The sequence below is a fragment of the [Mycobacterium] manitobense genome (genome assembly GCF_025821665.1).
GTDB classification, from domain to species: Bacteria; Actinomycetota; Actinomycetes; order Mycobacteriales; family Mycobacteriaceae; genus Mycobacterium; species Mycobacterium arseniciresistens.
In genome coordinates, this window is the sequence record NZ_JACKSJ010000024.1 from 22,489 (window position 1) to 42,961 (window position 20,473).

The following is a 20,473-nucleotide window of genomic DNA, read 5'->3' on the forward strand; positions in this document are numbered from 1 at the left end:
CCCGCGGGCGGATCAGGCCGGTGTCACCCAGGTGGTGATCTCGGCGTGCACCACCTCCGCGCCGACGCGGTCGGTGACCGTGACGGGGACCACGAGATCGGCGCCCTCGGTGATGGCCGTGAAGTCCGGCGGGTCCAGCCGGGCCGTCGCCCGCAGCGACGTCGTCGCCTTCTGCAGGTACTGCACCGTCATCGCCTTGGGGATCCACCGGTGCGTGGTCGGCACCGTGGCCTCCATCAACATGCCCATCGCCATCTCGGCGGCGTTGCACGACGCGATCGCGTGCACCGTGTGCAGGTGGTTGTGGACGAAGAACCACTTCGGCACCGCGACCTCTGCCAGCCCGGGCTCCATGCGCACCACGTGCGGCGCGATCGAGGCGAAGTAGGGCACCCGCGCGATCGCCGCGGCGGAGAACAGGCGGCTGCCCGCAGGCACGCCGGCCAGTCGCTGCCAGGCCCGGTATGTGCTGGTCGTCTCACTCATCCGCGCTACCTTACTCGCGAGTAAGTTGACCGGTCGCGGACCGCGGTGTTCAGCTGGGTGACGACGCCGTTTCCCGTGCACACGACCCGTCCCCGGTGCGCTGTCGGGCGGCCGGCCAGCAATTTGGATGACGCCCGCTCTTGAGGCATACTGTTCGGGTTGCCTTGAGCCGGGTTCGCACCTGGCCGGGCATGCGACTGGCACCCGAAGGGGTGCATCCGGTCCCAACTCTCGATCGTGGCGGTTTTCCGGCGCGGGCGAGTGTGCGCGAGGGCGACACACCCGAGCGCGGGGGTCGGTGAACCAGAGACAGATACACAGCGGCGGCAACAGCCAGCGCGACGCCCACGGGCGGAGCGCAGCAACACCAGGTCCGATTGGGTCCCCCAGTCGGAACACAAGCAGGAGTGAGGTAGGAAAAGCGTGGCGGGACAAAAGATCCGCATCAGGCTCAAGGCCTACGACCACGAGGCGATCGACGCCTCGGCGCGCAAGATCGTGGAGACGGTCACCCGTACCGGTGCCAGCGTGGTGGGCCCAGTGCCGCTGCCGACCGAGAAGAACGTGTACTGCGTCATCCGGTCCCCGCACAAGTACAAGGACTCGCGGGAGCACTTCGAGATGCGTACACACAAGCGGCTGATCGACATCCTCGACCCGACGCCGAAGACCGTTGACGCCCTCATGCGCATCGATCTGCCGGCCAGCGTCGACGTCAACATCCAGTAGGAGACCCAAGAGAAATGGCTAGAAAGAGCATTCTGGGCACCAAGCTGGGCATGACGCAGGTGTTCGACGAGAACAACAAGGTCGTGCCGGTGACGGTCGTCAAGGCCGGCCCGAACGTCGTGACGATGATCCGTACTCCGGAGCGCGACGGCTACAGCGCGGTGCAGCTCGCCTACGGCGAGATCAGCCCCCGCAAGGTGAACAAGCCGGTGTCCGGCCAGTACGCCGCGGCGGGCGTGAACCCGCGCCGTCACATCGCCGAGTTCCGGCTCGACGACGAGACCGCTGCCGCCGAGTACGAGGTCGGCCAGGAGCTGACGGCGGAGATCTTCGCCGACGGCGCCTTCGTCGACGTGACGGGCACCAGCAAGGGCAAGGGCTTCGCAGGCACCATGAAGCGGCACGGCTTCAAGGGCCAGGGCGCAGCGCACGGCGCCCAGGCGGTGCACCGTCGTCCCGGTTCCATCGGTGGCTGCGCCACCCCCGGCCGGGTGTTCAAGGGCACGCGCATGTCGGGCCGGATGGGCCACGACCGCATCACCACCCAGAACCTGAAGGTGCACAAAGTCGACGCCGAGAACGGCGTCCTGCTGATCAAGGGCGCCATCCCGGGCCGCAACGGTGGCCTCGTGATGGTCCGCAGCGCAATCAAGCGAGGCGAGAAGTAATGGCCGACAAGACGCAGACACTGACGATCGACGTCCTCACCCCGGGCGGCATGAAGGACGGCTCCGTGGAGCTGCCCGCCGAGCTGTTCGACGTGGAGCCCAACATCGCGCTGATGCATCAGGTGGTGAACGCGCAGCTGGCCGCCAAGCGGCAGGGCACGCACTCCACCAAGACGCGCGGCGAGGTGCGCGGCGGCGGCAAGAAGCCGTACCGGCAGAAGGGCACCGGTCGTGCCCGCCAGGGTTCGACACGCGCGCCGCAGTTCACCGGCGGTGGCGTCGTGCACGGCCCGCAGCCGCGTGACTACAGCCAGCGCACCCCGAAGAAGATGATCGCCGCCGCACTGCGCGGGGCGCTCTCGGACCGGGCCCGCAACGGCCGTATCCACGCCGTCACCGAGTTCGTCGAGGGCCAGACCCCGTCGACGAAGAGCGCCAAGACGTTCCTGGCCACGCTGACCGATCGCCCGCAGGTGCTGCTGGTCGTCGGCCGGACCGACGTGACCGGCACGCTCAGCGTGCGGAACCTGCCTGGCGTGCACGTGATCTCGCCGGACCAGCTCAACACCTACGACGTGTTGAAGGCCGACGACGTGATCTTCAGCGTCGAGGCGCTGAACACCTACATCACAGCGGCCACCCGCAGCGCGGCGGCCAAGGACGAGGAGGTGTCGGCCTGATGGCGACCGTGACTGACCCCCGCGACATCATCCTGGCCCCGGTCATCTCCGAGAAGAGCTACGGGCTGATCGAGGACAACGTGTACACCTTCGTGGTGCACCCGGACTCGAACAAGACCCAGATCAAGATCGCGATCGAGAAGATCTTCAAGGTCAAGGTCGACTCGGTGAACACCGCCAATCGTCAGGGCAAGCGCAAGCGCACCCGTGCGGGCTATGGCCAGCGCAAGAGCACCAAGCGCGCCATCGTCACGCTGGCCGCGGGCAGCAAGCCGATCGATCTGTTCGGAGCGCCGGCCTAGCCGGGGCAGGGACTGAGAGACTAGAGAGAGCTTTGTAGACATGGCTATTCGCAAGTACAAGCCGACGACCCCCGGTCGTCGCGGTGCCAGCGTCTCCGATTTCGCCGAGATCACCCGCTCGACTCCGGAGAAGTCGCTGATCCGCCCGCTGCACGGCAAGGGTGGCCGTAACGCCCACGGCCGCATCACCACCCGGCACAAGGGTGGCGGCCACAAGCGGGCCTACCGCCTCATCGACTTCCGTCGCCACGACAAGGACGGCGTCGACGCCAAGGTCGCGCACATCGAGTACGACCCGAACCGCACCGCGAACATCGCACTGCTGCACTACCTGGACGGCGAGAAGCGCTACATCATCGCGCCGCAGGGACTCAAGCAGGGTGCGATCGTCGAGGCCGGCGCCAACGCCGACATCAAGCCCGGCAACAACCTGCCGCTGCGCAACATCCCGTCCGGCACCGTGATCCACGCCGTCGAGCTGCGTCCGGGCGGCGGCGCCAAGCTGGGCCGCTCGGCCGGTGTGAGCATCCAGCTGCTGGGCAAGGAAGGTCCCTACGCGACCCTTCGTATGCCGTCCGGTGAGATCCGCCGCGTCGACGTGCGCTGCCGCGCCACGGTCGGCGAGGTCGGCAACGCCGAGCAGGCCAACATCAACTGGGGCAAGGCCGGCCGGATGCGCTGGAAGGGCAAGCGCCCGACCGTCCGTGGTGTCGTGATGAACCCGGTCGACCACCCGCACGGTGGTGGCGAGGGTAAGACCTCCGGTGGTCGGCACCCGGTGAGCCCGTGGGGCAAGCCGGAAGGCCGCACCCGCAAGAACAAGCCGAGCGACAAGCTCATCGTCCGACGCCGGCGCACCGGCAAGAACAAGCGCTAGGCCGGGAAGGATCCAACGATGCCACGCAGCCTGAAGAAGGGCCCGTTCGTCGACGACCATCTGCTCAAGAAGGTCGACGTCCAGAACGACAAGAACACCAAGCAGGTCATCAAGACCTGGTCGCGCCGGTCCACCATCATCCCGGACTTCATCGGCCACACGTTCGCGGTGCACGACGGCCGCAAGCATGTCCCGGTGTTCGTCACCGAGTCGATGGTCGGGCACAAGCTGGGCGAGTTCGCCCCCACCCGCACGTTCAAGGGTCACATCAAGGATGACCGGAAGGCGAAGCGCCGGTAATGAGTACTCCATCCGCAATAGTCACCGAATATCCGTCCGCCGTCGCGAAGGCGCGCTTCGTGCGCGTCTCGGCGAGCAAGGCGCGCCGTGTCATCGACCTGGTGCGCGGCAAGTCCGTCGCCGAGGCGCTCGACATCCTCCGGTGGGCACCGCAGGACGCCAGCGAGCCGGTCGCCAAGGTGATCGCCAGTGCGGCGGCCAACGCGCAGAACAACGACGGCCTCGACCCGTCCACCCTCGTGGTGGCGACGATCCACGCCGATGAGGGCCCGACCGCCAAGCGCATCCGTCCGCGCGCCCAGGGGCGTGCGTTCCGGATCCGCAAGCGCACCAGCCACATCACGGTGATCGTCGAGAGCCGGCCGCGTCGCGACAGCGGCCGTGGCAAGGCCGCAGGCGAGGCGTCGGCGAGCACCCGCTCGCGACGCGCGCAGGGCAGCAAGGCCGCCGCCGCCAAGACGGTTCCCGCCAAGGCGACTGCTGAGAAGGCGCCGGCCAAGAAGGCTGCCGCGAAGAAGACAGAAGCTTCTGACGAAGCGAAGGAGGGCTCAGAGTAGTGGGCCAGAAGATCAATCCCCACGGCTTCCGGCTCGGTATCACCACCGACTGGAAGTCCCGGTGGTATGCCGACAAGCAGTACAAGGACTACGTGAAGGAAGACGTCGCGATCCGGCGACTTCTCGCCACGGGCCTCGAGCGTGCCGGCATCGCCGACGTGGAGATCGAACGGACCCGCGACCGGGTCCGCGTCGACATCCACACCGCGCGTCCCGGCATCGTGATCGGCCGTCGCGGCACGGAGGCCGACCGCATCCGCGCCGACCTGGAGAAGCTGACCAAGAAGCAGGTCCAGCTCAACATCCTCGAGGTCAAGAACCCGGAGTCGGTGGCTCAGCTGGTGGCACAGGGTGTCGCCGAGCAGCTGTCCAACCGTGTGGCGTTCCGCCGGGCGATGCGCAAGGCCATCCAGTCGGCCATGCGTCAGCCCAACGTCAAGGGCATCCGCGTGCAGTGCTCCGGCCGCCTCGGCGGTGCGGAGATGAGCCGCTCGGAGTTCTACCGCGAGGGCCGGGTGCCGCTGCACACGCTGCGCGCCGACATCGACTACGGCCTCTACGAGGCCAAGACCACCTTCGGCCGGATCGGCGTGAAGGTGTGGATCTACAAGGGCGACATCGTCGGTGGCAAGCGTGAGCTGGCCGCCGCCGCACCGGCCGCAGACCGGCCGCGCCGCGAGCGTCCGTCGGGCACCCGTCCGCGCCGCAGCGGCGCGTCGGGCACCACCGCCACGAGCACCGACGCGGGTCGTGCGGCGACGGGCACCGAAGAAGCTCCGGCCACGGCCGAGGCTGCAGTGGGCACCGAGGCCGCTGCCGGCGCCGCCGCCGAGACGACCCAGAATACGGAGAGCTGACATGCTTATCCCGCGCAAGGTCAAGCACCGCAAGCAGCACCACCCGCGCCAGCGTGGCGTCGCCAGTGGCGGCACCTCGGTGAGCTTCGGCGACTACGGAATCCAGGCACTCGAGCACGCCTACATCACCAACCGGCAGATCGAGTCCGCCCGTATCGCCATCAACCGGCACATCAAGCGTGGCGGCAAGGTGTGGATCAACATCTTCCCCGACCGCCCGCTGACCAAGAAGCCCGCCGAGACCCGCATGGGTTCCGGTAAGGGTTCGCCGGAGTGGTGGATCGCCAACGTCAAGCCGGGCCGCGTGCTGTTCGAGCTGAGCTACCCGGACGAGAAGATCGCGCGCGACGCGCTGACCCGTGCGATCCACAAGTTGCCGATCAAGGCGCGCATCGTGACCAGAGAGGAGAACTTCTGATGGCCGTTGGAGTTTCCACTGGTGAACTGCGTGAACTGACCGATGACGAGCTGACCGACCGGCTGCGTGAATCCAAGGAAGAGCTGTTCAATCTGCGCTTCCAGATGGCCACCGGCCAGCTCGCCAACAACCGCCGGCTTCGTGTCGTGCGGCAGGAGATCGCGCGCGTGTACACCGTGCTGCGCGAACGTGAACTGGGCTTGGCTTCCGGGCCCGCAGGTGAGGAATCGTAATGGCAGACGCAAAATCTGACGCCACCGAAAAGGGTGCCGCGCGCACCCCGCGCACCGAGAAGCCGCGCGGACGTCGCAAGACGGCCATCGGCTACGTGGTGAGCGACAAGATGCAGAAGACCATCGTGGTCGAGCTGGAATCGCGTAAGAGCCACCCGCTCTACGGCAAGATCATCCGGACCACGACCAAGGTCAAGGCGCATGACGAGAACGGCGATGCCGGCGTCGGCGACCGCGTCTCCCTGATGGAGACCCGTCCGCTGTCGGCCACCAAGCGGTGGCGTCTCGTCGACGTGCTCGAGAAGGCCAAGTAGGCCGACCGGCAAGTACAACGGCGAAAGAGCCCCGCACGCTCAGCGTGCGGGGCTTTTCCTTGCCCGGCGTACGGACGCCATTGGCTACCGGCAGCTTTCTCGAAATCAACCATTACAGGTTTGCCTGACGGCCGGATTGTCTACGCTCGGCCCTGTGAGGGTTGGTATCTGGCCTGTATTTCGGGCGATGATGGCCGTCGGCACAAGTCTTGTCTTGTTAACCATGCCGGCGGCCTTCGCTTTTCCAGCGACGGCAGCGCCGGGAGACGGGGGTCAGGTCGCCACTGCGCCGACCCTGCGCCTTGCCGACGTCGGCGCCGATCCGGTGGTCGCGTTCTACGGCACCCAGGGCATCTCGTCGCTCACCATCCCGGTGCCGCCCGGTCTGGTGCCCGCGTCGATGGACGTGACGGTGGAGATCCCGGTCAACGTCGCCGCGGGAACGCTCACGGCCACCCAGGAGAACCGGACGCTGTCGCGGGTCGGGCTGCCGATGGTCGACCGGGCGCCGATCTCGATCCCGCTCGCCGGCGCCGCCGTCGTCGACAACGCGGTGACGGTCACCCTGCGCAGCTACCTGACCCCCACCGGCGACTACTGCCTCGACCCGTCCAATCCGCTGCGCCTGGTCGATGCGGCCGTCCGGTACGAGGGCACCGAGGCGCCGCCGCGCACGGTGGCCGACTTCCTGCCGCCGATCCTGCGCCGCCTCGATCTGTTCGTTCCGGAGACGCCGTCGCGTGTCGAGTCCGACGCCGCCCTCCGGATCGCGACCGCAGTGGTCGCCCGGTACGGGAAGCAGAACACCGAGGTGTCGGTCACCGCGCTCGCCGACGGCCAGGACGCGCCGCCGGGGCCGTCGCAGCCGCTGCAGCGCCAGGTCGTCATCCGGGAGGGCGCCGACGCGGGGGTCTCGCTGCTCGGCACAGTCGGCGTGCCGTCGCTGCTGATCAGCGGCCAGGCCGGGGAGCTGACCAACCAGGCCCGGCTGCTGTCCAGCGACGTCAACCGGCTGGCGCTGAGCTCCAAAGCCGTTGTCGGACCGGTGCAGTCGAGCCCCGTCCTGGCTTCGGACAGCACGACGCTGCGCCGCCTCGGGCAGCCGGGCGTGAACGCCACCGGACTGTCGCCGCAGGTGTCGCTCGGCCTCGACCAGACCAGGCTCGGCCGCTCCGCACGCAACGTGCGCGTCCACCTGCAGGGGTCCTACACCCCGCTGCCGTCGCAGATCGGCGGCCAGCTCGTCGTCGCGATCGGCGCGGAGACGCTGGACAGCTGGACCGCCGACAGCACGGGCCGCATCGACCGGTGGATCGACGTGCCCGACCAGTTGCTCGAGCGCTACACGAACCTGGGTGTGACGCTGGACATCAGCGGGAACGTGGGCCGCTGCGGCGAATTCCAGCCGATCACGCTGACCATCGACGGCGACAGCGAGATCCGCAGTGAGCGCGCCGCGCCGCCGCTGCCCGGCGGCTTCCAGGCCCTGCCGCAGGCGCTGATGCCGCGCGTCGAGGTCGGCATCGGTGAGGACTTCGCCGACACCCGGCGCGCGGTCGCGATCCTCGTCGGGTTGCAGCGGCTGAGCGGCTTGCCGGTCGACACCGCGGTGACCTCGGTGGCCGAGGCCGCCGCCTCACCGAATCCCGCGGTGCTGATCGACGCAGGAGGATGGACCGACGACCGGATCGCGCTGCCGGTCGCAGCCGATGCCGACGGCGAGCTGAACATCCAGAATGCAGGCGGCGCCGGGGAATCCGGCACCCTGACCGTGACCCCGGCACCGGCCTTCGGTTCACTGCAGACCACCTACGCCGGCAACCGCACCGTACTGGTGGCGACGTCGGACAACGCGCCCGGCGAGCTCGACCGGCTGCTGGACTGGCTGTCGGCCGACGTGGACCGCTGGTCGCGGCTGACCGGCAACGCGTTGATCGCAGTGCCCGGTGAGCCACCGGTGACGGTGGCGGCCGGCGACGGCGCACCAGACGTCGCGGCCGCACCGGCCGAGGAAGGCGGGCCGGGCTCCCGCTGGGTGATCGGCGCCGCGGTCGTCGCGGTAGCCGTGCTCGGGGTCGGGGTCGGGCTGATCTGGCTGCTGCGCAAGCGGTCCCGCCGACAACCATGACCGCGACGGCACCTGTCGAGACCGAAACCGGCCCGCGCGGGCCGGCGGCGCTGCTCGCCAGGTACGAGGACATCCACCCGGTCTACCGGCTGATCATCAGGTGGACGTTCATCGCGGCACTCACCGTTGTGGCGTTCTGGGACAGCCTGGCGAGCCTTGCGGAGACCAGCCGGGCCGGCGGCATCGGCGCATACGTGTGGACGGTGCCCGCGGCGGCGATCCTGGTGGCGATCGGAGTGGCCCGCCGCAACCGCACCGAACTGCCCATCCACGACCGGCAGACCGACATCATCGTCGGGACGATGGGACTGGTGCTCGCACTGCTGCTGCAGGGGGTGCTGCTGCAGCGGTACGCACTGTTCTTCCACCTGCTGCGGCTGGACTTCGTGGCGATGTGGCTGTTCATCGTCAGCTGCTGCATCGTGCTGTTCGGACTGCGCCCGGTGATCCGGTTCGCCTGGGTGTGGTTCATGTTGCTGCTCGCATTCTCGCTGCCCTACTACCTCGCGGTGATCCTGTTCGGCGGGGGGAAGTTCGCGGCGGGCGCGGTGACGCTGCTGATCGCGGGCCTCGGCACCGGCATCGCCACCGGACGTACTCAACGGCGCGGTGCGATCGGGTCCGCCGCGGCATGGATCGTCGGATTCGGTGTGCTGTTCGTGGTCGGCGTCTTTTTCCCGGACGCGCCCATCCAGGTCTACCAGCAGGTGCCTGCGCTGACGGCGATCTGTGTGGTCGGCACGGTGATGTACCTGCGGTCCCGCCGCGGCGCCCCCAAACGGATCCTGGAACGCTCCGTCGAACCGCTGGCCGCCAAGCAGGTGTGGTCCGGCGTGCCCCTGGTGATCGTCGTCGCGCTGGTGCTGTCGTTCTTCCCGCTGCCCGCTGTGACCACCACCGCCCCGATCAGCAGGTCCACTCCCGGCTTCCTGGAGCCGGGCCAGCCGCTGGCGGCGCCGACGGGGTGGTCGACCACCGCCGTCCAGACCTACGAGCAGGTGCAGCGGCTGTACGGTGACGACGCGGTGCTGGTGCGTCAGACCATGACCGCCGATGTGGGAAATATACGGTGGGACAAGGCGTCCCGACCGCGCACGCTCGTGGTGGACAGCATCGTCAGTGAGCGGCCGTTCGCATTCGGGGTGTACCCGGGACGGGTGCTGTACGGGTTGACCGCGGCCCGGCTGAGCACACTGCGTCCTGTCGACCTTGGGATGGGGGTCACGGGACAGTTGCTCTCCGTCGTCGACGACGACCTGCTGGTGACGTGGAACTCCCTGCAGTTCGCCTGGGGCAGCGACGACATCGCGCAGCGGGTGACGATCTTCGCCGTCGACAACCACGAACCGGACGCTCCGTTCCCGGTGCCGTCGGGCAACCTGTTCCCGACCCTGCGGACCCTGTTGACCCTGCTGTTCCGCGGCAACGCAGTGCTCGACCAGCGCACGCCGACGTTCAAGGACGGCGAACTGCTCACCGTGTTCGGGCGGGCACTGGTCGGTGCGCAGTTCGCGGCCACGGGAGCACAGCGATGACCACGTTCGCCGACCGTCCGTCACCCGAGGACGCCACCGAGGAGGAGCAGCAGTACGCGCTGCACCGGGCGATCGACGGTCTGCGCGAGGACGATCCGCTGCGGTCTGCCTCGATCTCCGTCGTCCCCTGGCAGAAGGCGGTGGTCTGGGCGCTGCTGGCGCTGCTTGCGGTGTGCGCGGTCTGGCAGCCGATGCCCACGGCGGTGGCCCTGATCGGGGTGTGCACGCTGGGCTATCTGCTCACGATGGCCGACCGGTTGCTCATCTTCCGGCAGGGCCTGGCGTCGCGGGCGATCGTCATCACCGACGAGGAGGCCCGCGCTATTCCGGACGCCGACCTCCCGCCGTACACGATCCTGGTGCCCGCCTACAACGAGCCCGAGGTGGTGGGCGATCTGATCGGCGCGATGGCGGCGCTGGAGTACCCGTCCGACAAGTTGCAGGTGCTGCTGCTGCTGGAGGCCGACGACGACGTCACCATCGCCGCGGCCCGCGCATGCGCGGAGTCCGACGCCATCACTATCGTGCTGGTGCCACCCGCGGACCCGCGCACGAAACCGAAGGCGTGCAACTACGGTCTGTACTTCGCGACCGGTGAGATCGTGACGATCTTCGACGCCGAAGACCTGCCGGAGCCGCTGCAGCTGCGCCGGGTGGTGACCGCATTCGGCCGGCTGCCCGACGACATCGCCTGCGTACAGGCCAAACTCGTATACCACAACGGTCACCAGAATCTGCTCACCGCATGGTTCACCGCCGAGTACGCGTTGTGGTTCGGCTACCTGCTGCCCGGGATGATGGGTTCGACGTCACCGATCCCGCTCGGCGGCACGTCGAATCATCTCCGTCGTGACGTGCTCGAACAGATCGGCGCGTGGGATCCCTTCAACGTCACCGAGGACGCCGACCTCGGACTGCGCATCGCGTCCAACGGCTATCACACCGCGGTGATCGACTCCCGCACGCTCGAGGAGGCCAACAGCGATCCGATCAACTGGATCAGGCAGCGATCCCGTTGGTACAAGGGCTATCTGCAGACCTGGCTGGTGCAGATCCGCAGACCGGTGCGGCTGTATCGCACCATCGGCTTCCGCAGCTTCGTCCGCTTCAACCTGGTGCTCGCGGGCACGCCGATCATCGCGGTGCTCAACCTGGCGTTCTGGTTGATCACCCTGGTCTGGTTCCTCGGCCAGCCCGCGGTGGTCGAGGACATCTTCCCGATGTACATCTACTTCCCGGCGCTCATCGCGCTGATCCTGGGCAACGCCGCCACGCTCTACATGAATCTGATCGCGCTGCGCGAGGACGACCGCTCCGACCTGCTGGTGGCCGCGCTGACCGTGCCCGCTTTCTGGGTGATGATGAGCGTGGCCGCGGCCAAGGGCTGCTACCAGCTGATCCGCAATCCGTCGTACTGGGAGAAGACGTTCCACGGCCTGTCCGAACGGCCCGACGACGTCGAGGCGCAACAGGCCGGGCCGTCGTGACCGATCGCCGGCTCAAGGCCGCGCTGTTCGTCGTGACCCTGGTGATCTATCTCGGGGTCGGATACTGGCTCCAGGTGCACAACGGCTTCATCCTCGGCGACGCGCTGTCCCGGGTCTCGGCGGCCCAGGCGGTGCTGTTCAGCCGGGACCCGCACCTGGCCGCGATCGGTTTCATCTTCACGCCGTTGACGGCGATGGTGCAGATCCCCGCGGTGCTGGCCAGCCCGCTGTGGCCGGAGATGACCGAGCGGGCGTTCTCGGGCAGCATGATGTCGGCGGTGTTCATGGCCGGTGCGGCCGTGCAGATCCTGTCCATGGGCACCGACCGCGGACTGCCGCGCGGCTACGCGCTCACGATCGCCGCCGTGTTCGCGCTGAACCCGATGATCGTGTTCTACGGCTCGAACGGGATGAGCGAGGCGCCGTTCTTGTTCTTCATGTCGTGGGCGGTGCGCAGGCTGATCCTCTGGATGGTCGACGACGACGTGCACCATCTGGTCACCGCGGGCGGCATTGCGATGGGGCTGGCCTACCTCACCCGCTATGACGCGGTGGCCTGCATCGCGGCGGCCGGACTGCTCGTCGGCGTCACCACCTATCTGCGTGCCACCTCAGCGCCGCGGTTCCGCCGGGCACTGCTCGACCTGCTGATGGTCAGCGGACCCGGCACCGCGGCGTTCCTCGGCTGGGCGGTGATCAGCTGGCTGATCACCGGGGAAGCGTTCGCGCAGTTCACCTCCCAGTACGGCAACACCGCGATACTCGAGCAGTCGGGGCAGACGGTGCCGACCTTCGGTTCCGGGATGCTATTCGCCGTCGTGTGCATCCTGCTGCTCGCCCCCGCGCTGCTGCCGATCGGGCTGTGGGCGGCGGTGGGACGGGTGCGGGGGCCGAATTGGCAGGTGCTGCTGCCGCCGCTGGCCGTCTACGGCGCCGCGCTGGCATTCCAGACGGTGGGCTACGCCGCCGGGTCGACATTCCCGTTCCTGCGGTTCTACGTCATCGCGGTGCCGCTGACCGCCTGCCTGGCGATGCTCGCGGTGCCGGACGGCGCCCTGCTGCCGGCCAAACGGCGCGGCAGGTATGCACCGCCCCCCGTCGAACCGGGCCCTCGCCGGCCGTGGCCGGTCTACGCGGCGGTGGCTCTGGTCTTCGCGCTCGGGCTCCCGGTGACGGCGTGGGGGATGAGCCTGCCGAAGTACGCACCGCAGGAGTACGCGCTGGGCGCCGTTCTGGCGCCGGACCCCGACAGCGTCAGCGACCGCAAGAAGATCGAGCACCGCATCGCCGCCTCCTTCTCGACCGAACGCGAGATCGCGCACTATCTCGACGATCTCGGCCTACCGGAGAGCTCGGTGATCACCGACACCGTCTACGGGTTCGCCGTCCTGGCGGCGTCGGACCGGCCGAGGACCTTCGTGGTGCCCTCGGATCCGGACTTCACCGCGCTGCTGAACGCGCCCGCCGAGAACGGCGTCCGGTATCTGCTGGCGGTGCCGCCGGAGGGCCGCGGCGCCGCCGACGCGCTGAACCTGCGCTATCCGACGCTGTACGACACCGGCGCCGACGTGGCGACGCTGGAACTCTCGATCCCCAACGACGGTGACAGCCAACCCGATTGGCGGTTATACCGGGTCAACGAAGCGGTGCCGGAAGCCTAGGCCCGCACACCTGGGTACCGCCGGCGGTCACCGCGCGGCGTCGAGGTATGCGCAGATCACCTCGACGAGCATCTGCCGGTCACGCGCCGTGTCGACCGGCCGGGCCATGATCAGCTGGGTGGTGACCAGGCCACGCAGGGTCGAGAGCAGGAGGTGGCTCAGCGCGGCGCTGCGGGCGGCGTCGAGGTCCGCTCCGACGCCGATACCGAGTCCGGCGAAGGTCCTGGCGAGCTGGCCGAGGTGTTCGCCGGCGGCCGCGCCCCTGGTGGCGCGGGTGCCCACCAGGATCTCGATCGCGGCCCGCGACGTCGGACTCGACATCGCCGCCCACGCCGCGCCCACCACCTGTTCCACCCGCTCGCGGCTGTCGGTCGTGGCGTCGGCGGGCGGCAACTCCCGCAGTGCCGCAAGCAGTTCGGCGAAGCCCTCGTCGACTACCGCCATGAGCAGGCCGTCCCGATCGCCGAAGTGGTACTGGATGACTCCCCATGTCATGCCTGCCCGCTCGGCGATGTGCTTGGCGCTGGCCGCGCCGATCCCCTCGTCGAGGACACACCGCACCGTCTCGGCGATCGCCGTGGCCCGGGTGCGCTCGGCGCGCGCCTGATTGCCGTGCGCGGGCCGGCGCGGCGCGACTCGGGGAGCCATGCGGACAAGGGGACCACACGTGGGGGATTGACATCAAAAGATTGAGCGCTTTATGGTTCCACGGCGGTCGAGGCCCGCATGTGGAGGGCGAAGCCCGCGGCGCCATCCGCGCGATGTGACCGCGAGAGGAAAGACACCGATGGGTTCCCTGGACGGCAAGATCGCGATCGTCACCGGAACCAGCCGTGGTGTCGGTGTCGGCATCGCCCACGAGTTGCTGCGCGCCGGGGCCACCGTCATCGGCTGTTCGCGCACACCGCTGCCGGCCATCCCGGGAGTCGGTGAGCATCCCGGCTGGTCGGAGCGGTCGAAACAGTCGGTGTGCGACCAGGGCGACCACCGCGCCATCGACGCATTCGTTCAACAGGTCGCCGACACCTACGGCCGCATCGACATCCTGGTGAACAACGCCGGCGGCACGGTTCCGGCGCCGCACGCGGAGGACATCCCCGAACTGGTGCAGAAGATCCAGGGCGCACCCCGCAGCGACGACGACTACGAGCGGACAGTGATGTTCCATGCGTTCGCCATCCAGATGAACCTCATCAGCCCACTGTGGTTCGCGGTCAGAGTGTTTCGGCAGATGCGGCACCAGGACGGCACCGGCTGCATCATCAACATCTCCAGCGGGGCATCGCATCCGGCCGGTTCGCCGACGCTGGTGTCCTACGGTGCGGCGAAGGCCGGACTCAACCAGATGACCCGTTCGCTCGCCGAGGAGTGGGGACCGCACGCGCGGGTCAACGCACTCGCCCTCGGCCCGCACCTGACCGACAATCTCCGGTCGTTCGTCCTTCCCGCCGACGATCCGGATGGCGCGAAGTATTTCGCGAAGATCCCGCTGCGGCGCGGCGGCGAGCTCGACGAGGTCGGACGGCTCTGCGTGTTCCTCGCCGGTGGCGGCGCCGATTACGTCAACGGCACCACGATCGAAGTCGACGGCGGCATGATGCCCGGCGTGCTCTACGACGCAGGCCTCAAGACCATCACCGACCTGCTGTGAGCGGACGCGAAGCGACCATGGGCGGGAAACGCCGGGTGATTCAGTTCTCCACCGGGAACGTCGGCGTCCACGCGCTGCGGGCGCTGGTCGGCAGGCCCGACCTGGAACTGGTGGGTGTGCACGCCAACGGCGCGGCCAAGATCGGACGCGACGCGGCAGAGCTGTGCGGCCTGGCCGAGCCGACCGGCGTCACCGCCACCGACGACATCGACGCGCTGCTGGCGTTGAACGCCGACTGCGTCGTCTACACCTCACAGGCCGAGACGCGGCCCCGGGCAGCGATCGAGGAGATCGCCGGATTCCTCGAAGCGGGGGTCAACGTCGTCGGCACGTCGCTGGTCTGGCTGGTCGCCCCGCACCATGCCGACGCCTGGTTGCGCGAACCGCTGGAACGGGCGTGCCGCACCGGCGGCGCCACCCTGTACGTCAACGGCATCGACCCGGGCTTCTCCGGGGACACCCTGGTGCACGCGGCGCTCAGCCTCTCCACCAGGGCGACCGCGGTGACCGTGCAGGAGGTCTTCGACTACGGATCTTACGACGACGCCGAATTCACCGGCGCCAGTTTCGGATTCGGCACCACGCCGGACCACACGCCGATCATGTTCTCGCCCGGCGTCCTGACGTCCCTGTGGGGCGGACAGGTGCGCACCCTGGCCGAGGGCCTGGGTGTCGAGCTCGACGACGTGCGCGAGCGGCACGAGAAATGGGTGACGCCGCAACCCATCGACTGCACGATGATGACGGTCCAACCCGGCCGGGTCGCGGCGGTGCGGTTCGGGGTCGAGGGCGTCGCCGACGGGCGGGCGGTGATCACCATGGAGCACGTCAACCGGCTCACCCAGGCGGCCGCACCGGACTGGATCTACCCGCCGGAGGGCAGGCCCGGCGTGCACCGCGTCGTGGTGCAGGGCGACCCCGGTGTGGAGATCAACGCCCACGTCGGGATCGGGATCGACCACAACCAGGGCGGAGTCATCGCCACCGCCGCACGCGCGGTCAACGCCGTCGGCGCCGTCTGCGACGCCCCGGCGGGCATCCTGGCCGCACACGACCTGAGGCCTGCCGACCACCTCCGCGGCACGATGTGGTGACGACGACGCGGGGCGGATCCCGCAACTCTTTCTTTTCGAAATAGTCCGGAGAGACACGCCTGCGGCTAGGCTGCCGCTCGTGGATGACGGCCTCGATCCGGCGCACCAGGCCTGGGTCGGCGAAGTTCGGGCGTTCCTGCGCGACTCGGTGACACCGGCGCTCGTGTCCGAACTGGCCGAACACGGTCTCGAACGCATCGGCGGCGAAGTGTCGGCATTCCGTCGCAAGGTCGGCGAGAAGGGCTGGTTCGGCGTCACCTGGCCGAAGGAGTACGGCGGACTCGGGCTCGGCGCCATGCACCAGCACCTGCTGATGCGCGAGTTCGAGTACTGGGGTGTCCCGGGGCCGGATCTGACGGTGACCTCGGTGGCGCCGATGATCATGCGTCACGGCACAGACCAGAACAGGCGCGAATTCCTCCCTCCGATCGCCAGGGGCGAGCTGACCTGTGCCGTCGGCTATTCCGAACCGGACGCGGGCACCGATCTCGCCGCCCTGCGCACCCGCGCCGTCCGTGACGGTGACGAGTGGGTGATCAACGGATCGAAGATCTGGAACAGCGGCGCGCAGCGCAGCACCCACGAGTGGCTCTGTGTGCGCACCGATCCCGATGCCCGGCGGCACCGCGGCATCTCGGTGCTCATCGTGCCGCTCGACCGCCCCGGGATCGAGATCCGGCCGCTGACCGCGTGGTCCGGCTACCGCACCAATGAGGTCTTCTTCCGCGACGTCCGGGTTCCGGCAACGAATCTGATCGGTGAGGAGAACCACGGGTGGACCTACATCACCGGCGCCCTGGATCTCGAGCGCGGCGCGCTCACGAACGCCGGTGACCTGCGGCGTGCGCTCGACGAGTTGCAGCGCCACGCCCGGCTCCCGCGGCGCGACGGATCGGTGCCCGCAGGCAATCCGTTCTTCGTGCGGCGTCTTCTGCAGGCCGAGGCCGACGTCGACGTGGCGATGCTGATGGGACTGGAGGCCGCATCGATGCTCGACACGGGTGTCATCCCGACCGTCGAGGTGAGTGTCGAGAAGGTCTTCACCAGCGAGCTGCGCCAACGGATCGCCGACCTCGCCATCGACCTGCTCGGACCCGACGGCCTGCTGGCGCACCGGACGCCCGGCGCCCCCGCCGACGGCGTCTTCGAGCGGCTGTACCGAGCCGCGCCGTTGATGCGGTTCGGCGGCGGCACCAACGAGGTGCTGCGCGACGTCATCGCACAGCGCGGCCACGGCATGCCGTCCTACGGACGCTGACCGGGGACCCGACGTGCGCCTGCTGCCCGACGAGGACGAACTCGAGTTCACCGCGATGCTGCGGCGACTCTTCGCGGTTGACTCCGAGTCACCAGGCGTCTGGGGCCTTCTCGCCGATGCGGGCATCCTCGGACTCGCCCTACCCGAAACCTACGGCGGGTCCGGTGGATCGCTGAAGGATCTCGGTGCCTTCTCGGTGGAGGCGGGCCGCGGCCTGTGCCCGACGATCGTGCACAGCACCATCATCGCGGGCCTTGCCGTGAACGCCATCGGCACGGCCGAACAGCGTGCCGCGCTGCTGCCCGGCATCGCCGCCGGAACATGCCGGTACGCAACGGCTCTGTGGTCGGCCGTCAACGCGCGCGTCGTCACGCCCACGCTGCGGGCCGCACCCGACGGCGAGGGCTGGCTGCTCAACGGCTGCGCCGACTTCGTGCTCGACGCGGCACACGCCGATTTGGTCATCGTCTCCGGCACTGACACCGCCGACACACGATCGCTGGTGTTCGTGGTGCCCACCCTCTCCCCGTCGCTGCGCGCCGAACCGCTGACGATGATGGGCGGGCAGACCGCGGCGCGGCTGCACTTCGACGGTGTCAGGGTCGACGACCCCCGCATGGTGCTCGGCGACACCGGGGGAGTGCCCGACGACCAGCTGCACCGGCTCGCCATGGTCGCCACCGCCCTGACGTCCCTCGACCTCGTCGGAGTCGGCGAGGCGGCCCTGCAGCGCACCGTCGACCACACCGTGCTGCGCCACCAGTTCGGCAGGCCCATCGCGTCGTTCCAGGCCGCTCAGCATCTGGTGGCCGACATGCACATCGCCCTTGCGGCGGCCCGGCTGTCCTGCTGGGCGGCGGTGTCACTCCTCGACGACGGTCATGACGCCACCCGCCCGACCGCCGTTGCCCGCATGCACGCCGCTGGTGCCGCCAAGCTCGCCACCCTCGATGCGCACCAGCTGCACGGCGGCATGGGATACGTCGTCGACACCGACCTGCACCGGTATTCCGAACGGGCGCGGGTGCTCTCCACGCTAGGCGGCGGCGCCGACGTGGCCGCGACGTGGCTGGAGGGAGCCGACTCGTGAACCAGGACAGCCTGATCGACGCCGAATCAGCGGCACGGGTGGGCACCGTCGCCGCCCGTGCCACCGGGGACGTGGACCGGTTGCAGTGGCAGCGCTGGGCGGCGGCGGTGGGTGACCACAACCCGCTGTGGTTCGACACGGAGTACGCCCGCGCCAACGGGTACGACGACGTGATCTGTCCACCGCTGTACCTGCAGTACGCGGTGCTCGGTGTCGCGGCGCTGGCCGACCTGCGCCCCGACGGTTCGTCGGGAGCGGTGTCCGGCGGGCTGGCCTTCCCCCGCGCGCCGCGCCGGATGGCCGGCGGCGAATCCACCACGTTCCATCTGCCCGCCTATCACCGCGACGAGGTCGAGATGGTCCGCACCATCGAGTCGATTGTCGAGAAGCAGGGCAGGTCAGGCCTTTTCGTGTTGGTGACATGGCACACCGGCTACCGCAATCAGCACGGTGCGCTACTGGCCGAGGCCACCACGTCGATGATCGCCCGGCCCTAGGAGACCCGAGTGACCGAGCAATTGTGCTACGAGGACGTCGAACCCGGCGACGCGATCACCCCGCTCGCGGTGACCGTGGACCGGACGCAGATGTTCTTCTTCAGCGCCGCCACCTACAACGGTCACCGCATCCACTACGACAGGGACTGGGCGACGACCGTCGAGGGATACGACGACGTACTGGTGCAGGGCCCGTTGCAGTCCGCCCTGCTGGCACGCGCCCTCACCGACTGGATCGGCGGCCGCGGCCGGCTGATCCGGTACTCGGTGCAGAACCGCGCCGTGGCCTATCCCGGTGAGGAACTGACGTTCGCAGGGACGGTGACGGCCAAGCGGATGGACGACGGGGTCGGCCTCGTCGACGTCGACATCGCGGGCCGGCGGGGAGACACGGTGCTCATGCCGGGTACGGCGACGGTGGCCCTGCCGAGGCGAGACGGCGCGTGACGGGACTGCGCGGCGAAGCGGCGATCGTCGGGATCGCGGAACTGCCTGCCGAGCGCAAGCAGACCCGTCCCGAGCTCTTCACCATCGACCAGTACGCCGCGCTGGCCGCGATGGTGAGCCGGGACGCCGGCCTGGACACCGCGGTGATCAACGGCATCGTCTGCCACGGCATCGCCGAATCGGCCATGTTCGCCCCGGCCACCCTCAGTGAATACCTCGGGCTGCCCATCGATTTCGGTGAGCGGGTCGACCTGGGGGGCGCCACGTCGGCAGGCATGGTGTGGCGCGCGGCCGCCGCCGTCGAACTGGGCCTCTGCGATGCTGTGCTCGCCGTCGTCCCCGGGTCGACGATGCTGCCGCGGTCACAGCGCCGGCTGCCGCAGCAGCCCGCCTGGTACGGCGCGTCGAGCAACGAGTTCGGTTCGCCGCAGGCCGAGTACGAGATCCCGTACGGCAACGTCGGCCAGAACGCGCCCTACGCCCAGATCGCCCGGCGGTACGCGGCGCTGTACGGATACGATCCCGTCGCGCTGGCCAAGATCGCCGTCGACCAGCGCACCAATGCGTGCGCCCATCCCGGCGCGGTGTTCCACGGCAAGCCGCTCACCGTCGAGGACGTGCTGGACAGCCCGATGATCGCCGACCCCATCCACATGCTGGAGACCGTGATGCGCGTCCAGGGCGGCGCGGGCGTGCTGATCGCCAACGCCGACCTCGCGGCGCGTTCCCGGCACCGGCCGGTGTGGATCAAGGGCTTCGGCGAACACATCGCATTCAAGACGCCGACCTACGCCGACGACCTGATGGTGACCCCCGTCGCCCGGTCTTCGGCGAAGGCGTTCGCGATGGCCGGCCTGACCCAGGCCGACGTCGACGTCGCGTCGGTCTACGACTGCTACACCATCACCGTCCTGATGAGTCTGGAGGACGCCGGCTTCTGTCCCAAGGGCGAAGGCGCACAGTGGATCAACGAAACCGATCTGACCTATCGGGGCGACTTCCCGCTCAACACCGCCGGTGGCCAGCTGTCCTTCGGGCAGGCCGGCATGGCGGGCGGCATGCACCACGTGGTCGACGCCGCGCGTCAGGTGATGGGCCGCAGCGCCGACGCCCAGGTGGCCGGCTGCGACGTCGCCTTCGTCACCGGCACCGGCGGCATCATGAGTGAGCAGGTGGCCCTGGTGCTGGGAGGTGACTGACAGGT

General features: G+C 69.0%; 24 protein-coding genes. 22 read left to right on the top strand and 2 right to left on the bottom strand.

The window, feature by feature from the left end; genetic code table 11:
- Positions 1–12: 12 nt before the first annotated feature.
- On the bottom strand, positions 13–486 hold the full coding sequence (locus H7I41_RS02885; RefSeq protein ID WP_264011059.1) for a hotdog fold domain-containing protein: 474 nt from the start codon (positions 484–486) through the stop codon (positions 13–15).
- Between the two features lie 423 nt (positions 487–909).
- Here H7I41_RS02885 and rpsJ point away from each other — a divergent pair, with 423 nt between their 5' ends.
- From rpsJ to H7I41_RS02960, 15 genes are all read left to right on the top strand, one after another.
- A complete protein-coding gene (gene rpsJ, locus H7I41_RS02890) occupies positions 910–1,215 on the top strand; it encodes a 30S ribosomal protein S10 (protein WP_003883485.1) in 306 nt (101 codons plus the stop codon).
- A gap of 14 nt (positions 1,216–1,229) precedes the next feature.
- Entirely contained in the window at positions 1,230–1,883 is a 654-nt protein-coding gene (rplC, locus tag H7I41_RS02895) for a 50S ribosomal protein L3 (RefSeq protein ID WP_264011060.1), read from the top strand.
- Positions 1,883–2,563, top strand: a complete 681-nt coding sequence (gene rplD / locus H7I41_RS02900; protein ID WP_264011061.1) for a 50S ribosomal protein L4 — start codon at positions 1,883–1,885, stop codon at positions 2,561–2,563. Before rplC ends, rplD begins: the two co-directional genes overlap by 1 nt.
- On the top strand, positions 2,563–2,865 hold the full coding sequence (gene rplW / locus H7I41_RS02905; protein WP_264011062.1) for a 50S ribosomal protein L23: 303 nt from the start codon (positions 2,563–2,565) through the stop codon (positions 2,863–2,865). The genes rplD and rplW overlap by 1 nt, the downstream gene beginning before the upstream one ends.
- A 40-nt stretch (positions 2,866–2,905) precedes the next feature.
- Positions 2,906–3,742 (top strand): 50S ribosomal protein L2, encoded by an 837-nt coding sequence (gene rplB / locus H7I41_RS02910; RefSeq protein ID WP_264011063.1) that lies wholly within the window; start codon positions 2,906–2,908, stop codon positions 3,740–3,742.
- A gap of 18 nt (positions 3,743–3,760) precedes the next feature.
- Positions 3,761–4,042 (top strand): 30S ribosomal protein S19, encoded by a 282-nt coding sequence (rpsS, locus tag H7I41_RS02915; RefSeq protein WP_260992268.1) that lies wholly within the window; start codon positions 3,761–3,763, stop codon positions 4,040–4,042.
- Positions 4,042–4,599, top strand: a complete 558-nt coding sequence (gene rplV / locus H7I41_RS02920; protein ID WP_264011064.1) for a 50S ribosomal protein L22 — start codon at positions 4,042–4,044, stop codon at positions 4,597–4,599. The genes rpsS and rplV overlap by 1 nt, the downstream gene beginning before the upstream one ends.
- On the top strand, positions 4,599–5,456 hold the full coding sequence (rpsC, locus tag H7I41_RS02925; RefSeq protein WP_264011065.1) for a 30S ribosomal protein S3: 858 nt from the start codon (positions 4,599–4,601) through the stop codon (positions 5,454–5,456). Before rplV ends, rpsC begins: the two co-directional genes overlap by 1 nt.
- Before the next feature lies 1 nt (position 5,457).
- The gene (gene rplP, locus H7I41_RS02930) at positions 5,458–5,874 is read left to right on the top strand and encodes a 50S ribosomal protein L16 (protein ID WP_264011066.1); all 417 of its coding nucleotides are present in this window, start codon (positions 5,458–5,460) and stop codon (positions 5,872–5,874) included.
- On the top strand, positions 5,874–6,107 hold the full coding sequence (gene rpmC, locus H7I41_RS02935; protein ID WP_264011067.1) for a 50S ribosomal protein L29: 234 nt from the start codon (positions 5,874–5,876) through the stop codon (positions 6,105–6,107). The genes rplP and rpmC overlap by 1 nt, the downstream gene beginning before the upstream one ends.
- The gene (gene rpsQ, locus H7I41_RS02940) at positions 6,107–6,421 is read left to right on the top strand and encodes a 30S ribosomal protein S17 (RefSeq protein WP_264011068.1); all 315 of its coding nucleotides are present in this window, start codon (positions 6,107–6,109) and stop codon (positions 6,419–6,421) included. The genes rpmC and rpsQ overlap by 1 nt, the downstream gene beginning before the upstream one ends.
- A gap of 223 nt (positions 6,422–6,644) precedes the next feature.
- A complete protein-coding gene (locus H7I41_RS02945) occupies positions 6,645–8,549 on the top strand; it encodes a hypothetical protein (protein ID WP_264011069.1) in 1,905 nt (634 codons plus the stop codon).
- Positions 8,546–10,084, top strand: a complete 1,539-nt coding sequence (locus H7I41_RS02950) for a hypothetical protein (protein ID WP_264011070.1) — start codon at positions 8,546–8,548, stop codon at positions 10,082–10,084. Before H7I41_RS02945 ends, H7I41_RS02950 begins: the two co-directional genes overlap by 4 nt.
- Entirely contained in the window at positions 10,081–11,571 is a 1,491-nt protein-coding gene (locus tag H7I41_RS02955; RefSeq protein WP_264011071.1) for a glycosyltransferase, read from the top strand. The genes H7I41_RS02950 and H7I41_RS02955 overlap by 4 nt, the downstream gene beginning before the upstream one ends.
- The gene (locus H7I41_RS02960) at positions 11,568–13,232 is read left to right on the top strand and encodes an ArnT family glycosyltransferase (RefSeq protein ID WP_264011072.1); all 1,665 of its coding nucleotides are present in this window, start codon (positions 11,568–11,570) and stop codon (positions 13,230–13,232) included. The genes H7I41_RS02955 and H7I41_RS02960 overlap by 4 nt, the downstream gene beginning before the upstream one ends.
- Before the next feature lie 27 nt (positions 13,233–13,259).
- Here the strand turns inward: H7I41_RS02960 and H7I41_RS02965 are convergent, their stop codons facing one another.
- On the bottom strand, positions 13,260–13,880 hold the full coding sequence (locus H7I41_RS02965) for a TetR/AcrR family transcriptional regulator (protein WP_264011073.1): 621 nt from the start codon (positions 13,878–13,880) through the stop codon (positions 13,260–13,262).
- Positions 13,881–14,019: 139 nt separating this feature from the next.
- On the opposite strand from H7I41_RS02965, the gene H7I41_RS02970 reads away from it, so the two are divergent.
- The 7 genes from H7I41_RS02970 (at position 14,020) to H7I41_RS03000 (ending at position 20,468) form a co-directional block, all read left to right on the top strand.
- Complete coding sequence (locus H7I41_RS02970; protein WP_264011074.1) at positions 14,020–14,883, top strand: SDR family NAD(P)-dependent oxidoreductase; 864 nt, start codon at positions 14,020–14,022, stop codon at positions 14,881–14,883.
- A 17-nt stretch (positions 14,884–14,900) separates the two neighbouring features.
- The gene (locus H7I41_RS02975) at positions 14,901–15,977 is read left to right on the top strand and encodes an NAD(P)H-dependent amine dehydrogenase family protein (protein ID WP_264011204.1); all 1,077 of its coding nucleotides are present in this window, start codon (positions 14,901–14,903) and stop codon (positions 15,975–15,977) included.
- Between the two features lie 79 nt (positions 15,978–16,056).
- The gene (locus H7I41_RS02980; protein WP_264011075.1) at positions 16,057–17,235 is read left to right on the top strand and encodes an acyl-CoA dehydrogenase family protein; all 1,179 of its coding nucleotides are present in this window, start codon (positions 16,057–16,059) and stop codon (positions 17,233–17,235) included.
- A gap of 13 nt (positions 17,236–17,248) precedes the next feature.
- The gene (locus H7I41_RS02985; RefSeq protein WP_264011076.1) at positions 17,249–18,325 is read left to right on the top strand and encodes an acyl-CoA dehydrogenase family protein; all 1,077 of its coding nucleotides are present in this window, start codon (positions 17,249–17,251) and stop codon (positions 18,323–18,325) included.
- On the top strand, positions 18,322–18,822 hold the full coding sequence (locus H7I41_RS02990; protein WP_264011077.1) for a MaoC family dehydratase: 501 nt from the start codon (positions 18,322–18,324) through the stop codon (positions 18,820–18,822). Before H7I41_RS02985 ends, H7I41_RS02990 begins: the two co-directional genes overlap by 4 nt.
- Positions 18,823–18,831: 9 nt before the next feature.
- On the top strand, positions 18,832–19,269 hold the full coding sequence (locus H7I41_RS02995) for a MaoC family dehydratase (RefSeq protein WP_264011078.1): 438 nt from the start codon (positions 18,832–18,834) through the stop codon (positions 19,267–19,269).
- On the top strand, positions 19,266–20,468 hold the full coding sequence (locus tag H7I41_RS03000; protein WP_264011079.1) for a thiolase family protein: 1,203 nt from the start codon (positions 19,266–19,268) through the stop codon (positions 20,466–20,468). Before H7I41_RS02995 ends, H7I41_RS03000 begins: the two co-directional genes overlap by 4 nt.
- Positions 20,469–20,473 lie beyond the last annotated feature (5 nt).